Annotated in this window: 15 protein-coding genes; 10 read left to right on the forward strand and 5 right to left on the reverse strand. The window is 52.7% G+C overall.

The genetic code is table 11. From position 1 onward, the window contains the following. Positions 1 to 125 precede the first annotated feature (125 nt). The 4 genes from GE107_RS10285 to GE107_RS10300 all read left to right on the forward strand — a co-directional run bounded on the left by GE107_RS10285 (position 126) and on the right by GE107_RS10300 (position 2,163). The gene (locus tag GE107_RS10285; RefSeq protein WP_219639601.1) at positions 126 to 497 is read left to right on the forward strand and encodes a hypothetical protein; all 372 of its coding nucleotides are present in this window, start codon (positions 126 to 128) and stop codon (positions 495 to 497) included. Between the two features lie 158 nt (positions 498 to 655). Further along, on the forward strand, positions 656 to 964 hold the full coding sequence (locus GE107_RS10290; RefSeq protein ID WP_219639604.1) for a hypothetical protein: 309 nt from the start codon (positions 656 to 658) through the stop codon (positions 962 to 964). A 139-nt stretch (positions 965 to 1,103) separates the two neighbouring features. Then, a complete protein-coding gene (locus GE107_RS10295; protein WP_219639606.1) occupies positions 1,104 to 1,550 on the forward strand; it encodes a DUF6376 family protein in 447 nt (148 codons plus the stop codon). 181 nt (positions 1,551 to 1,731) lie between these two features. Next, complete coding sequence (locus GE107_RS10300; RefSeq protein WP_219639607.1) at positions 1,732 to 2,163, forward strand: hotdog fold thioesterase; 432 nt, start codon at positions 1,732 to 1,734, stop codon at positions 2,161 to 2,163. Here GE107_RS10300 and GE107_RS10305 read toward each other — a convergent pair. Next, entirely contained in the window at positions 2,119 to 3,516 is a 1,398-nt protein-coding gene (locus GE107_RS10305) for an MFS transporter (protein ID WP_219639609.1), read from the reverse strand. The genes GE107_RS10300 and GE107_RS10305 overlap by 45 nt on opposite strands. 112 nt (positions 3,517 to 3,628) lie before the next feature. Here GE107_RS10305 and GE107_RS10310 point away from each other — a divergent pair, with 112 nt between their 5' ends. After that, positions 3,629 to 4,504, forward strand: coding sequence for a LysR family transcriptional regulator (locus tag GE107_RS10310; protein ID WP_219639611.1), 876 nt, complete (start codon positions 3,629 to 3,631; stop codon positions 4,502 to 4,504). A gap of 477 nt (positions 4,505 to 4,981) precedes the next feature. Continuing rightward, on the forward strand, positions 4,982 to 5,293 hold the full coding sequence (locus tag GE107_RS10315; protein ID WP_255570391.1) for a helix-turn-helix transcriptional regulator: 312 nt from the start codon (positions 4,982 to 4,984) through the stop codon (positions 5,291 to 5,293). 10 nt (positions 5,294 to 5,303) lie between these two features. Here the strand turns inward: GE107_RS10315 and GE107_RS10320 are convergent, their stop codons facing one another. Genes GE107_RS10320 through GE107_RS10335 form a run of 4 tightly spaced genes read right to left on the reverse strand, consistent with a single transcriptional unit; the run spans position 5,304 to position 8,744 of the window. Continuing rightward, on the reverse strand, positions 5,304 to 6,167 hold the full coding sequence (locus GE107_RS10320; RefSeq protein WP_219639614.1) for an ABC transporter permease: 864 nt from the start codon (positions 6,165 to 6,167) through the stop codon (positions 5,304 to 5,306). Then, a complete protein-coding gene (locus tag GE107_RS10325) occupies positions 6,161 to 7,117 on the reverse strand; it encodes an ABC transporter ATP-binding protein (protein ID WP_219639616.1) in 957 nt (318 codons plus the stop codon). The genes GE107_RS10320 and GE107_RS10325 overlap by 7 nt, the downstream gene beginning before the upstream one ends. Beyond that, positions 7,114 to 8,226: a hypothetical protein gene (locus tag GE107_RS10330; RefSeq protein ID WP_219639618.1), complete on the reverse strand. Its 1,113-nt coding sequence runs from the start codon at positions 8,224 to 8,226 to the stop codon at positions 7,114 to 7,116. The genes GE107_RS10325 and GE107_RS10330 overlap by 4 nt, the downstream gene beginning before the upstream one ends. After that, positions 8,223 to 8,744, reverse strand: coding sequence for a sigma-70 family RNA polymerase sigma factor (locus GE107_RS10335; protein WP_219639620.1), 522 nt, complete (start codon positions 8,742 to 8,744; stop codon positions 8,223 to 8,225). Before GE107_RS10335 ends, GE107_RS10330 begins: the two co-directional genes overlap by 4 nt. Positions 8,745 to 9,153: 409 nt before the next feature. On the opposite strand from GE107_RS10335, the gene GE107_RS10340 reads away from it, so the two are divergent. The 4 genes from GE107_RS10340 (at position 9,154) to GE107_RS10355 (ending at position 15,242) form a co-directional block, all read left to right on the forward strand. Further along, the gene (locus GE107_RS10340) at positions 9,154 to 11,298 is read left to right on the forward strand and encodes a methyl-accepting chemotaxis protein (protein ID WP_219639621.1); all 2,145 of its coding nucleotides are present in this window, start codon (positions 9,154 to 9,156) and stop codon (positions 11,296 to 11,298) included. A 341-nt stretch (positions 11,299 to 11,639) separates the two neighbouring features. Further along, a complete protein-coding gene (locus GE107_RS10345) occupies positions 11,640 to 13,076 on the forward strand; it encodes an arsenic transporter (RefSeq protein ID WP_219639623.1) in 1,437 nt (478 codons plus the stop codon). A 156-nt stretch (positions 13,077 to 13,232) separates the two neighbouring features. Further along, entirely contained in the window at positions 13,233 to 14,381 is a 1,149-nt protein-coding gene (locus GE107_RS10350; RefSeq protein WP_219639625.1) for an aldose epimerase family protein, read from the forward strand. A 15-nt stretch (positions 14,382 to 14,396) separates the two neighbouring features. Then, entirely contained in the window at positions 14,397 to 15,242 is an 846-nt protein-coding gene (locus GE107_RS10355) for an MBL fold metallo-hydrolase (protein WP_219639626.1), read from the forward strand. Positions 15,243 to 15,420 lie beyond the last annotated feature (178 nt).

Consider the following 15,420-nt stretch of genomic DNA (forward strand, 5'->3'; position numbering starts at 1 on the left):
AAGAGACAGAGACATCTGACCGCTTCAGAGGCACTTTGGGCATTCACCTGTCCGGTATTCGTGAGATCACGCTTTATTTGGTGAGTGCATACGATACTCCAGATTTGCTTACGAAAGGATCTAACATGAGAAAAAGGAAATCCAAACGGTTCAAAAACCGCCGGCAGATTTATTACGTCCATAATCCAAATGTATCGGAGCTTCATTGGCTGGATGAATTCCACAAAACCGATCAGCAACAGGCGGGGAGTATCGAAGCTGAGCAAGCTCCGCTCCTTGATCGGGCAGCTGCAGAAGGCATTGACGGTCAGGGTTCCACGGCGGATCCGGAAACGGTCGAGCCGGCATCCATGCTGCAGGACCCTGACCATGCCGCGACGATCGTTAAAATAGCCACGGTGCGGTTAGATGAAAAGCAGGAAGCGGATGAGGGCTTATCCAAAGATGTTTTGGATCCCGAACTTCAGAACGAATCTGACAGAAGAGACGACCTGTGAATGAGGCCGTCTCTTTCTTGTCGCGGCGCGGGGTGAAATCCGTTCCGGACGATCGTTCGCTGCACTTTTCCGGAACGCAACATCCGCTTGCGAAATTCCGTTGCGTATGAAAATAATAGGTACATAACGGCGAATTCGAGACTGAAGGAGGTAGTCGCATGCGAAAGAGCATCGAAAATTTCAAGGAACTGCTGGTCAAAGAAAATAAGCTTGCGGGACATGAAGACGTGTTGCTTGCTTTCGATCACTTGCTGGATCTGGTGGACGAGCACGAGGAGCAGCACCGGATCGAGGTCGGTGTTCGCAGCCTGAACAAGGAAAAAACAAAAGGCGAAGTAGAAGCGGCGATTCGCGAGGAGGACCTGTTTTTCCGCAAAGCCATTTATACGGTCATTGAGCGCACGATCGCGGACTTGGTTAACAGAGGCAACAAGGAATGGCATCGATTCTATGACCGCGTGGAATGAATATTTAAGCGGCGGCATCTTCCCGATCCTAACGCGGGGGATGCCGTTTTTTGTTAGGTTCACTCCGCTGGGTTCGGATATTCATGAAACGTGGTTTGGTTGCGCGGAGTATAACTAAGTAAGGGGGTTGATGCTGTCCATGAAAATGAAACTTGCGCTCATTCTAGTGGTAACGGCGATCATGACGGGATGCTCGGCGGTCGAGCAAATCGACAGATCGGTGAACTATGCCGGCGAAGCTGCAACGTATGTAGAGGAGGCAGGCGAGTTTGCACGGAGACTGCCCGACATGGCACAGGAGGCGATGACAGATCCTGAGCTGAAGGAGAAGCTGGTCTCGGAACTTGAGGCCATGAAGACGAGGGCGGCCGACTTCAATGCGCTGGAAGCGCCTGAAATTGCAGCGAAAGTCCATACGAAGCTTCAGGAATACAACGCGGCCTTACAAAAGGAGATTGATCAGGTTCTGAGCGGATTGCTGGAGGATATCCCGGCGGTACAGGCGGTTCGGGAGTCCGGGATGGTGCAAACGCTGACCGGCCTGACGGAGATGATGGAGCAGATCAGTCGTTTAGGCGGTTCTTAAGCTGCCGTACGATCATGAAAAATCCGCGCGCTGCGCGGATTTTTCATTTTATGTTGCTGTCGAGAACATGGCAGGTAACGTGCAACTACAAGTACTTGCGTTATTCGACACGTTTGGGCATCATGGAATGAAAGCCATTCTTATCATTTATCTACGCAATAGAAAAGGGAGTTTAGACGAAATGGAGCACAACCACGAACGCTTTTTGCTGCAGGATGAGGAGCATTACCAAAATACGATGTTCGGTGCGCTCGGCATGAGAATGATCGAAGTCACGCCCGATTGCGTGGTGGCGACCATGCCGGTGAATGCGGCAACACGTCAATATTTCGGCGTACTCCACGGCGGCGCCTCGGTTGCGTTGGCTGAAACCGTTGCGAGCGTAGGCACTTACCATCAGATCGACAAAGAGACACAGGTTGCCGTAGGGATGGAAATTAACGCGAATCACCTTCGAAGCAAGAAGGACGGAATCGTGACGGCGACCGCAACGCCATTCCATAAAGGTCGCACAACCATGGTTTGGGATATCCGGATCACCGATGAAGATAACCGGCTGATTTGCATCTCACGCTGTACCGTAGCCATCGTCCCGAGACAAAACGGGAAATAATCGATTGTGAATCACGATTAAGGACAATGCGAGAATCGTGAGAAGGATCCCCAGCCATCGGAAACCTCCGAAGCTGAAATCCCCCCCCATTACGAGGCCCGTCAACAACGAAGAGAGAATAGCTCCCAGGTTTCTTGACGTACTGAATAATCCGGATGCTACGCCGATGATTTCTTTGGGTGTGCTTTTGAACAAGGCCGCTTGCATTCCGACATTGTTCAAACCGTTGGCAATACCAAATGCAACTAAAGCTAAACAAACGCTGATAACCGGGGAAGATGGATTCCATGTCGCGATCCATGCAGACCCCAATGTCATCAGAATTGCGGACAAGAGCAACGCCGGCTTGGGGCCTGATTTGTCGATCCATCGTCCTGCCAGCGGAGAAGCAACGAGCGAGCACAAGCCTAAGCTTAGCATCAGTATCCCCGTGTGAATCCCGCTGACATGACGTACCGTTTGCAAGTAGAACGGAAGCCCGAAAAAAAGCGAGTAAAAAAGCACGTTTGCGAGCATGAATCCGACATTGACCCAAGTCATCTCAGGATGTTTCGCGAATGTGCGCAAAGGTATGAACGGCGATGTCGTTCTTAACTCATGTCGTACGAAAGCCGCAAGCAGCACGAGGCCGATCAACCCGACGATCATATGCCGCCACGAAAAATACCCGGACGATTTTGCCGAGAGGAATCCAGTTAGCAAGGCAGTCAGACCCGCTGCGAATAGCAGGATCCCTGACGCATCCATCCATTCCCGCCATTTGCGCAAGGAAGCTCGGCGTACAACGGATGCTGGCGTTTCTTCCTTAGGAATCATTCTCCAGGAGAAGATAAAGCTCGCCGCCACGAACGGAATATTGACGAAAAAAATAGCGGGCCAGTCCCACCAGTGAATCAATACGCCGCCAATAAAGGGTCCCATCGCTGCCGCTCCGGATTGGAAAATGGACAAAACGGACAGCGCGGTCGCTTGCTTCTCGGTAATATGAACTCGAACGATGGCCATTCCAACCGCAATCATCATGCCGGTTCCGATGGATTGCACGATACGGAACACGATAAGCCACGTAAAGTTGGGAGAAAACGGAGCCCATAAAGAGGCAACGAACGCGACGACAAGCCCCGTGAGGAATATCTTCCTGCGGCCGAATATGTCGCTGGCCTTTCCCATGACGGGTTGAGCGATCGAACTTGCCATGTAGAAGCTGAAAACGATCCAGGAAACAACGGTAAAGTCGAGTCGGAACGCATTTTGCAGCCTGGGAAGAGCAACAGCGATCATCGAAGAATTCAATGGGTTTAATAGAATCCCCAGTCCAACGGAAATCATCAACCACCTGCTGCGAACACCCATTTTCAAGTCCCCCCGCATCGTCGTTGAGGTCATCATACTTGAAATTGGATATTTACTCCAACGCATTTTGTGCTATGATTTCATTGACTTGAGGGAATGAGGAGCGTGCAAAATGGAACTGTTGCAACTGCAATATTTTCTCGAGGTAGCTCGGCTGGAGCACGTAACCGAAGCGGCGCGAAGTCTGCACGTGACTCAATCTTCGCTAAGCAAGACGATTCAGCGCTTGGAGGAGGATTTGGGTGTGCCTCTATTCGACCGGGTAGGGAGGAAGCTGCGATTAAACGCGTTCGGAAACAGCTTCCTTCGCCGAGCGGAAAGGGCTTTGTTTGAACTGGAGCAGGGGAAGCAAGAGATTCGCGATCTGTCCAGTCCGGAGCATGGTACGCTCAAATTGGCCGTTAATACCGCCGGCACGCTGCCCCATATCCTTCGAGAGTTTCGAAAAAAGCGGCCTCATATCCAATTTCTCGTGCAAATGTTGACCACGGAGGAAATGGTTTCGCTTCTCCACAGGGGGGAGGTCGATTTCTGCTTGTCCTCGCCTCCTATAGAGGAGGATGACATCGAATGTCAAATCGTGTTCCTCGACCCCATCCTCGTAGCCGTTCCGATGGGGCATCGGCTGGCAGGCCGAAGCAGCGTATCCTTGACCGAACTCAAGGATGAATGGTTTGTCGGTGTCAAGAAAGGCCACGGAACGCGCGATTTAGTGGACTCCGTATGCCAATCGGTTGGATTGTTTCCTAAATATGTGTATGAAGGAAATGAACCGGCAAGGCTAAGCTATCTTTTGGAAGCCGGAATCGGCATTGCCTTCATGCCAAGCACGGCGAGGAATTCGCGCGACTCCATCCATTATCTCGAAGTAGAGGGACAGGAATTGGTAAGAAAAATTGCATTATTGCGGCACGGAAGCCGGTACCTTTCACGGGCTGCTCTGGAATTCCGCGAGGTGGTTATCGAATACTTTGTAAATAATCGGTAGATAGCTGGGGGATTAACCATTTAGAAGAATGAAAACGCTTTTATTAGAAATGAGCTTACGGGCAAGGTTGACTTACTCCTATATCGCATTGATCATTCTATCGCTTACGATCATGGGCGTCGGTTATGTCGCGAAAAGTTCGGACGTCATCCTCGAGAACGCAAGCGAAACTTCGCTCGGACTTGTCAAGATGAGCAATCAATCCATTGACGCCATATTGGCCCGGGTGGAACAAAGCGCCATTAATATGCATCTGGACGAAGACCTCTATGATTTTTTTAATACAACAAATCTGGCGGAAAAATTCCATAACAACGAGAATGACCGTAAGATTACCCGTATCCTGCAAAAATACTTTCCCTCCTCGGAGGATATGTTTTCGGTCAATCTGGTTACGAAAAAATACACCTTCGGACAGAATCCGAACTTCTGGATCCCCAAAACGGATTACTCGGATTCGAATATCTTTTGGATATTATGGAAACGATCCGGATCAGCCGATCCAGGAATATGGAGGAGCTTTCGCTGGAAACGGTAGCCGCCCGCTTCTTCTTCAGTCCCAATTATTTGAGCATGCTGTTCAAAAATCACCTCGGTGTGACGTTTACGAAATATTTGTCCGAGGTCAGACTCAAGAAGTCTGCGGAGCTTCTCGAGCACCGCGACCTGAAAGTGTATGAGATCGCTGCAAAAACCGGGTTCAAGGATGAGAAATATTTCCACCGCGTATTCAAGAGCAGATTCGGTCTCACCCCGGACGAGTACAGAAAGTATCAGCACCGAGGCTAAGGTTCCGCTTTCACGCGATATCTTTGCGCTGAAATCGGGCGCATCCCCAAGCTACCAGCGCAACCAAATAAACGGCCGCATAGACGACGAAAGCGGCGCTGGGCAGGTTGCTTAGCGAGAAGGGACCCATCGACGAAAACGGCCCCATCATCTTATCCGTTTCCGGCGTCAGAGGCAAAGCGCTTCCCCCCAGCAACTCGTAAATCATGCGCCGGAAAATCGCGTCGGACGGCATGAGCAACGAGACATAGAAGGCGAAGTTGGAAATGCCGGCGTGTGCCTTGGAGGAGTCGAATACGTTTTCGAGCAGCCCGCTGAACATGCTGAGTCCGAGCAACATGGCGCAGGCGACCCCGTTGCCGATGGCCGGCAAAGCCGTTGAACCGAGCAAGGAGAGCGCGAGCAGCAGAAGAGGGAGGCACTCGAACAGCCCGAATCCCTTCCAGACAGCGTCAGGCAGTAATGGGGCATTCAGGAAAACTCGAACCAGAATCACGATGCTCCAGAATAGCAAAGCATGATAAAGCAGACACCAGAAGGCGAATCCGAGCCATTTGCCCAAATACATTTTCCAGCGGGGAATCGGACGGGCAAGCATGGCGAGCATCAGGCCGCTTTCGATTTCTCCGGAAATGGTGCCCATCGTCGAAAACAGCACGAAAAATGCGCTAAGCAGCTGGGCGAAGTACAGCCCGAGCACCATCGCCGTTCCGGCCTGGAAAAATAGCGACATGTCTTCCGTGTCCCCCGCGCCGGCCACCCGGTGCAGAACGAAGCCGATCAAGCCGAGGAACAGCGCGGTCAGCGCGAGAGTGACCGGCAAAATTCTGCGGCGAAGCAACTCGTTGCCCGCATAACCGATCCAAATCAGCACGGCGTGTCCTCCTTACCGTCGGCCAGCGACAGAAACCATTGCTCCAGGTTTTCCGTGACCGGACGCACCTCATAGAGAGTCAACTCCAATTCCGACAGCAGCCGGTTGATCCAACCGACTTGCTCGCGCTCCCGGACAACCGCCGTCAATACCGCCGAACCGTCGGGCCGCTCTTCCCGCACGTGCAGCTCCGTTCCCGGAATCAGCGCCCCCCGGATTTCCTCCAGCAGCCCCGGCAGCCACCCTCCGACGGAGATTTCCCAACGTCCGGTCGAGCCGATGATATCTCTGAGCGGACCGACGGCTTTCAATTTGCCATGATAGACGAAAGCGACTTCGTCGCACAGCGCCTCGACGTCTTCCAGCAAGTGGGTGTTCAGAAAGATGGTTTTTCCCTGACGGCGCAGCTCCTGGAGCAGCGAACGAACTTCGAATCGGCCGATAGGGTCCAGTGCGGAAGCGGGTTCATCCAAAATGATGAGCTCTGGATCCGTCAGCAGGGCGCAGGCGATGCCGAGTCGCTGCTGCATTCCTTTGGAAAAATGCCGGACCCGGTCGTCGCCGCGGCCGTCCAAGCCGACGAGGCTCAGCACTTCGCGGATTCTCCGCTGCTGCCCGGGGGAGCGGTTTGCCGCAGCCGACAGCCCGGCGAGCCGGCCATGAAACGCCAGAACCTCGCGGGCCGTGAGCCAATCCTGGAAACGGAACAACTCGGGCAAATAGCCGATGTGCCGCCGCGCTTCGGTTCGTCCGATCGGATTTCCCATTACCGCGCCGGAGCCCGATGTCGGCTTGAGCAAGCCGACGATCATTTTCACGAACGTGCTTTTTCCCGCGCCGTTCGGGCCGAGCAGCCCGAACGCGGTTCCTTGCTTCACTCGCACGGAAATGTCCCGGCACCCGACGCCGGAAGGGTACACCTTGGACAAGCCGCTCGTTTCCAGAATCATGAACCGATCAACCCTTTCGCATCGGAGATGATCGATTCATCGTCCGGGTATACGGATGAGGAGCCGATCAATCGGTACAACCAGCCGTCCTGCAGCCAAACGATCGCGCGGCCGGATTCGAGACGGGACAGGACCGCGTCCAATCCGTTCAGTTGAAGGGCCTTGATGCTTCCGCCACCGGACGGTATGGGAAGCGTGTGTTGCCAGTCCGAAATCGCGGCCAGCTTGGTCCTCAGATCATCGGGCAGTTGCGGCAACGCCAGCAGCGCTTGACGGATTTGTTCGACATCGAGATCCTTCGGGACGTCGAGGCTCGGAACCGGCAACTGAAACAGTACCTTGCGGACGGAGCCGTCGGAGGAAACGGCCGCTTCCGTTCGAAACGTTCCCGGGATCCGCAGCGTAACCGGTTTACCGTCCGCCGAAGCCGGGATGAGTTCCTTGCCCCCGAGGATGACCGCGAGCCGATTGATTTCTTTGGCGTGCAACCGGAACACGAGCTGCTGCTCCGGTTCGTAAACGATTGCGGAGCGATCCGTTCCAGCTGCCGGCCATGTTTTGAAATGTCCGTCGCTAAGTTCAACCGCATCATCCCGGGTCACGTTCCGTTCCTTCCCGCTGCCTTGCTGTTCCAGCTCTCCATAGCGGCTTAAATCGAACCGGGCGGTGCCGTCGATCCCTTGGGACAGAGCGTCGCGCAGCCTTATCAAATCGGAATCGTTCAAATCGACGACTTCCAGCTTCTGAACCCGGAACGTATGCAGCATTTCCGCCATCACCCCGCGTCCCCAGGGGCTGAACAGAAGCAGTCCCGACAGCAGCGCTGCCGTGGCGAGCATGCCTGCCCGCCGGATCAGGAGGCGCCTTCGGACGCGGAACACCAAACGTTCATCTGCCAAGGAGGACGCCGCGGGCTCCGGCATCGGCGCCGTACGCTCCATCGGTTGAAGGGGCAAACCGGCCGCGGGGCGGGCGGTTGCCGCTTCCGACCGTTCGGCGGAATCCCCAGCTGTCTCTGCCGCCAGCCACACCGCGGGGACCGTCTCAGTTGCAACGGTGCGCCGGAACCTTTCCCATGCCCGTTCGATATCGATTTCGTTATCATTCATGACTCTGCCTCCTCCTCCGGCGACCATTGGCGCCGGAAACGTTCCGCGGCACGCACGAGCAAGGTGCCGACGATTTTCGGATTCACTCCAAGCGCTTGCGCGATTTCCGCGTGCGAATAGCCTTCTTCCTTCAACAACAGCGCCTGTCGGTCGCGTTCCGACAATTTGGCGAGCACGCGTTTGACGACTTGACGCTCCCAGTTGGCGATGGCGATCTGTTCGTTCGACGGATAGGATCGGGCTGCCGTCAGCGCGCGTCGTTCTACCTTTTCCTGCAGTTGTTCGCGTCTGCCCGCATTCCGCAAATAGTCGAAGGCGATCCGAGTGGACACGACATGCAGCCAAGGTCCGATCCGGTGCAAGTCGTCCGGCGGGTTCCGATACAGCCGGAGAAACGCTTCCTGGGCCAAGTCTTCGGCGGCAGCCCGGTCCGGCACCAATGCGGCGATTTTACGGAATACCGACGGGTAATGCTCCCGAAAGAGCGCATGGAACCGGTCGGGAATTCGCTCGTCCATTGCGTTTCCTCCCTTCACCTATAAGACGAAGGAAATCTTCGTTTTACATCAGCTACCTAATTAACGTGGCCCCAAAACCTTATGTTGTCAAGTACGAGAGGGGGAGTATTCGCATTCGCATATGACCGGCGTCGTTCGCAGTAAGGAAGGTCGGATCAACGACGAAGTGAATACGAGAATCTATTTTCGCATTTCCGCATCAAATGAACTAGTAATATTTGACTAAACGGAACAAATTGCTATACTAAATAACGTGCAAAACTTACAAAATGCGACATTATTTCGGCACCACTATTCGGACCTTGGATGGTTGTTTTTCTTTTTGCCGATTCAGCTAACTTCTAAAGAGTTGAGGTTGAGTTTGCGAAAATCAAATTGAATATAAGCGATTGATTCGGAGGCCAGAACAATGATGTCAAAAGGAACGAAAACGATGAAGTCTCGAGCAAGCCTATTATTTGCTCCCGGAATTGCCTTTATGAACCGCCTGAAATATGCACAGAAGTTTGCATTGATCGGTGTGCTGCTGATTACCCCTATCATCATTCTGTTATATATGAAGTATGAGTCCGCAACGGAAGACATCTCTCTTATCCGACAGAAGGAGTCAGGTCTTGATTATATTCAGGAGTTAAACCATTTTGTCATTGATGTGGACACTCACCGTACGTTGATCAGCAGAATGATTCAACAGGATGAGGAAGCCAAAGCCGAGTTGACCGAAAATGAAAAATCGCTTGATGAGCGGGTTGCTGCGCTGGATAAGCTGGCCAATCAACAAGGCACCGACCTGAAAACCGTGTCGAAATGGACGGAGCTGAAAAAAGAATGGGAGGATCTCAAGGCCCGGCGCGCCAACTTGAGCGCAGATGACAATATCAGTTTACATAACTCCGTATTGACCGATACCCGAGCCATCGTTACACAGATTTTGAACACCGCCCATCTGGTGCTGGATTCGGATTTGGACAGTTATTATACGATGGATACTGCTTTCAAACAGTTGCCGCAATTAATCGACCGGATCGGCCGTGCCCGTGCGCTGGCCGCTACATACGCGGGAATAAAAACGCCGGACGAAGCCGATAAGAATGCGGTGACTACGTTGCTGGGTCAGATCGATACGAACCTGGATACAGCTAAAACCAATATCGACAACGTGGCTATCGCAAATTCCGATTTGAGCAATAGCCAGCAAGAGCAATGGCAGAAGCAAAAAACTTCCGTGGATCAATTGGTTGAATATTTAAACAAAAACATCCTTAATCAGGCCCAGATTACGAAAAGCGTCAAGTCCGTTTCCGAGGATTTGCTGCCTTACGTCGAACTGGCCCGCCAAAATTATGAGCAACTGACAACCGCTTACTCGGATCTGCTTCAAACGAAAGCGGACGCATTGAGGCAGCAGCAAGTGAATCAGCTGATTTTTATGCTGATTTCAGTTCTGGTCGTCATTTATTTGTTCATCAGCTTTTATTCATCCGTCAAACGGGCTGTCGCAGAGCTGGAAGAGACCGCTGCGCTGGTTGCGATGGGCGATCTTACTTCCCGTGCCAATCTGAAAACCCGCGATGAGCTTTCCGCCGTGGCAGCATCCTTCAACAGGATGACCGATGCGTACCGGGAAGCGATTCTGACCAGCAGGCAGACGTCCGAACGGGTGGTGCAGTCAGCCGTAACGTTGGCGCAAAACGCCTCTTCTTCCACGGAATCGTCAAACCGTATCACCGGCGCGATTCAAGAGGTCGCCGCAGGCGCTCAATCGCAGCTAAAGGGTGCGGAAGAGACATCGAAATCGATGGATGAAATGGCGATCGGCATTCAACGGATTGCCGAGACGTCTTCCTCCGTCTCCGAGGCTGCCGCCGCGGCGGAGGAGTTTGCCCGCTCCGGTAACGACGTCGTACGGCAGACGATCGGCCAAATGAACCAGATTCACGAGAAAACCCAGGAATCGGCCCAAATTATGGTTGAACTCGGGGCACAGTCTCAAGAAATCGGCAGCATCATCAGTGTAATTTCCGAAATCGCGGCTCAAACGAACTTGCTGTCGCTTAACGCATCGATTGAAGCAGCCAGAGCGGGAGAGCATGGGGCCGGCTTCATGGTCGTCGCTTCCGAGGTCAAAAAGCTGGCCGAGCAAACGAAATCGGCCGCATCTCAAATTAGCGAGATCGTAACAGTCGTTCAAAACCAAACGTCAATCGCCATGTCCGCGATTAACAGCGGCGTGACGGAGGTCGGGCGCGGGATGGAAATGATGGAGCAGACAGGCTCCATCTTCGACCAGATTATGACCTCGGTTCGCAATGTCGCCGAACAGATCCAGGAAGTTTCCTCTGCTGCCGAGGAGATGTCTGCCGGCACGGAGCAAGTGACAGCCTCCATGGAAGAAATCGTGGGAATCTCCCGCACTTCGGCCCACAATGCCGAGCAAATGGCGACGGAATCGCAGCAGCAGCTGGATGTAATCAGAAGCATCAGCGAGTCCGCCGGGACGCTCAACGATGCCGCGCAAGAGCTTAAAGATGTCATTCATCGTTATAAATTGTAATGTTCAAAGAGCCGACGGCATTGGTTATGCCATCGGCTCTTCCCGTTTACGGCTGTGATCAGGGTTACCCAGCCGAGGACAATACTCCTTCGATGCTTCGAAAGGGAGTGGATGATAGAGTGATCTGACGGAAGGGTCGAGAGAAAGCGCACGTTGTCATTGCGACTTGCGAGGCAACGCCCGCCTAGTGGTGTTGATCCGCAATCATGAACCCTGGGGTCATAAGCCGGTGAAAAACAATAGATCATTCACACGGCATGGACTTCCGCCGGCAATAAAGTATAATATTTTGGATAAGGCAGAATGTTCAACTTTTTGGCGAAAATAAAGCAGGAGGAAACATGGTCATACTTGCGTTCGTTATTTTTCTGATTACCCTTACGTTAGTCATATGGCAGCCCAAAGGACTAAACGTCGGTTGGACCGCGAGCGGGGGAGCAGCTTTCGCCTTCATTTGCGGAGTCGTATCCGTACATGACGTTGGCATTGTAACTGGCATCGTGTGGAACGCGACCATTACGTTAGTGGCGATCATTTTGATTTCGCTGATCTTGGATGAGATAGGCTTTTTTGAATGGGCCGCTTTGCATATGGCACGCCTTGCCAAAGGCAATGGCAAACTCATGTTTGTTTACGTCGTGCTTCTAGGTGCCGCAGTCGCTGCGTTTTTCACCAACGATGGGGGTGCTTTGATCTTGACGCCGATCGTTCTCGCAATGGTTCGAGCGCTCAAGCTTGACCGAAGAATGGTTCTGCCTTTTATCATGGCAAGCGGCTTTATTGCAGATACGACGTCCTTGCCGCTTGTGGTGAGTAACCTCGTAAACATTGTTTCTGCCGACTACTTTGGCATCGGATTTGTACAGTATGCGAAGCGTATGTTCGTGCCGAATCTGTTTTCCCTTGCCGCAAGTCTTTTGGTGCTGTATTTGTTCTATAGAAAGAGCATCCCTGGCCACTACGATGTAGCACTTCTTAAGGAGCCCAAAGAAGCCATTCGCGATAAAGGACTTTTTAAGCTTTCCTGGTTGATTTTAGCCGTTCTTCTGGTTGCGTACATGGTTAGCCAATTCATTCATGTTCCCGTTTCGGTTATTGCGAGCATCGTCGCGATTGCCTTTATCGCGGCCGCAAGACGCAGCCCGGCGATTCACACCGGCCGAGTGATCAAGGAAGCCCCATGGGCGATTGTGATATTCTCCATCGGCATGTACGTCGTCGTTTATGGTCTGCGTAACGTAGGACTTACAGATATGCTGGGTGTGGTCATTCAGAAAATCGCCGATCAGGGACTTTACATCTCGACCGTTGGCACCGGATTTCTGGCAGCGATATTATCCTCGATTATGAACAATTTACCTACCGTGATGATTGGCGCACTTGCCATTGACGGCACACACACCGAAAACGCAATTCGCGAATCTTTAATTTATGCGAACATCATCGGCAGCGACTTGGGACCCAAAATCACGCCGATCGGTTCACTAGCCACTTTGTTGTGGCTGCATGTTTTGGTTAGAAAAGACGTTAAAATCACGTGGGGTCAGTATTTCAAGACGGGTATTGTCCTCACGGTGCCTACGCTTTTGATTACACTCACCGGGCTTTATCTTTCTCTCTATTTCATTCATATGGGAGATTGGACTGTCTGGTCGCTGGTCGCAGGCATTGCAATCGTCTTATTGCTGGTCGTGCTGATTCTCATAACGCTTTATAGCAGGTCGCAGGTAAAACCAGTCAAAATAACCGGCAAACACGAAGACCCCCCCATTCCATAATGAAGTTTTTCAAAATCAGGATTCGTGAAGAATCCTGATTTTTTTTGACCCAATGTGAAGCAGCGTCTTTCGAACCGGACAGTGCATAAAACGTTGTAAAAAAAGGGATGTTATGGTTCACGTGCAACCCTACTATCCGCGAAAGGCGTGATCAAGTTGAAATTCGCCGCTATCTTCATCTACGCCATCACTGCACTGCTTACATGGCCCTGCCATTCGTTTGCGGATTCCGGCAGCATTACGAAGGAACGGTTCGGCCAGACCGCCGACGGGCAACCGTTGTATCTGTATACCTTGAAGAATGCGCATGGAATGCGGGCCGCAATCATGAATTACGGCGGGATCATGTACTCGCTTCATGTGCCCGACCGACGGGGAGTCCTGGAGGATGTCTTGCTTGGTTATGCCAACCCGATGGATTATCTTACGACCGGCAACAAACCGTATTTTGGCGCCTTGATCGGGCGGTATGCGAATCGCATTGCCGACGGCCGGCTTACCTTGAACGGCACCTTATACCGGCTGTCCGTTAATGAGGGACGGAACACGCTGCATGGCGGCATAAGGGGCTTTGACAAGAGAATCTGGGATACCGAGCCTGTCGTTGGGAAGGGCCAAGTCGGCTTGCTTCTTCGTTACGTAAGCAACGATGGGGAAGAGGGGTTCCCGGGTAAGGTTACGGCGACCGTTGTATACACCTTAACCGATGCCAACGAGCTGAGAATCGATTATTCGGCCGTGACCGACAAAGAGACGGTCGTCAATCTGTCTCAACACAACTACTACAACCTGAAAGGCGCGGGTAACGGAGACATCCTGGATCATCGGCTGACCCTCCGCGCGGACCGGTTTACCCCGGTACGTACGGATTATATACCGACGGGAGAAATCCGAAGCGTAACGGGTACGGATATGGATTTTCGCAGGCCAACCGTCATCGGTTCCAGGATCCGTTCCAACGATCCGCAAATCCGTCTTGCAGAAGGATTTGACCATAATTATGTACTGAATCCTTCGGGCTCACGAATGAAGCATGCCGCAACCGTATTCGAGCCGGTGTCGGGCCGGAGGTTGGATGCATATACCACACAGCCGGGCGTTCACTTGTATACGGGGAACCATCTCACGCAAGGCGGCGCTATCATCGGAAAGGGAGGCAAATCTTATGGCAATTACTACGGCTTCTGCCTCGAAACGCAGCATTTTCCCGATTCGCCTCATCATCCGAACTTTCCGTCAACGGTTCTTAAACCGGGTCAAGTCTACAAACAGACGGCGATCTTCAAATTTTCCGTCGTGAAATAGTCGAGGTGGAGAAGCATGCCGTTCGAAATGAACTACGGAAACGATTACCGCTACTTGCCCGTTACCTCCGTTCGGAATGGGAATGCGGAAGAAGTGCTGCCGGATTTGTCGTACTTGACCGTTCAAATCGTCAATGTATGCTTTGTCGGTTTTCCGGAGAAGGGCGAGTGGGTCTTGGTCGATACGGGGATGCCGGGCTCGGCAGACCTCATCATTAAGGAAGCGGAAAATCGATTCGGTTCCCATACCAGGCCGAAAGGGATCGTGCTTACGCATGGCCATTTCGATCATGTAGGGGCGGTCATCGAAATCATCGAGCACTGGAACGTCCCGGTTTACGCGCACGAGATGGAAATGCCGTTTCTAACGGGAAGACAGGGTTACCCCCCGCCTGACCCCTCTGTGGAAGGCGGGCTCGTCGCGAAAATGTCGTTCGTGTTCCCCAATCAACCGATCCAACTGGGGGCTGCCGTAAAAGCGCTACCCCCGGACGGAACGATTCCCGTCTTGCCGGAGTGGAGATGGATCCTAACGGACGGTCATACCCCTGGGCATATATCCTTGTTCCGGGACAAAGACCGTACACTCTTGGCAGGCGATGCTTTCGTTACGGTAAGGCAGGATTCCCTTTATCAAGTATTCGCGCAGGAACGGGAGATCAGCGGTCCCCCGAGATACTTCACGACGGACTGGCCAGCCGCGAGGCGTTCGGTCGAAGCTTTGGCCGACTTGAAACCCGCCGTCGCCATAACCGGACATGGGTTGCCGATGTCAGGGAAAGAGCTGACGGATCATCTACGGACATTAGTGGAACAATTCGACCGCATCGCCATACCGGATCATGGAAAATACGTGCAATAAGCTTCAAGGAGGCCAACTCTCGGTATATCGGGGGTTGGTCTTAATTTGCAACTCTTCGAGAAGAGGGACGGACAAGAGGAGGGGCGAACCGGAAAGGAATTATGATCGAACTATTTCTTCTGTGCTTCACATCAAGTCAAACAATTGAATAGGCTAACTTACTTAGGTTGGAGGTATG

This window comes from Cohnella sp. CFH 77786 (genome assembly GCF_019400745.1).
Taxonomy (GTDB): domain Bacteria; phylum Bacillota; class Bacilli; order Paenibacillales; family Paenibacillaceae; genus Cohnella.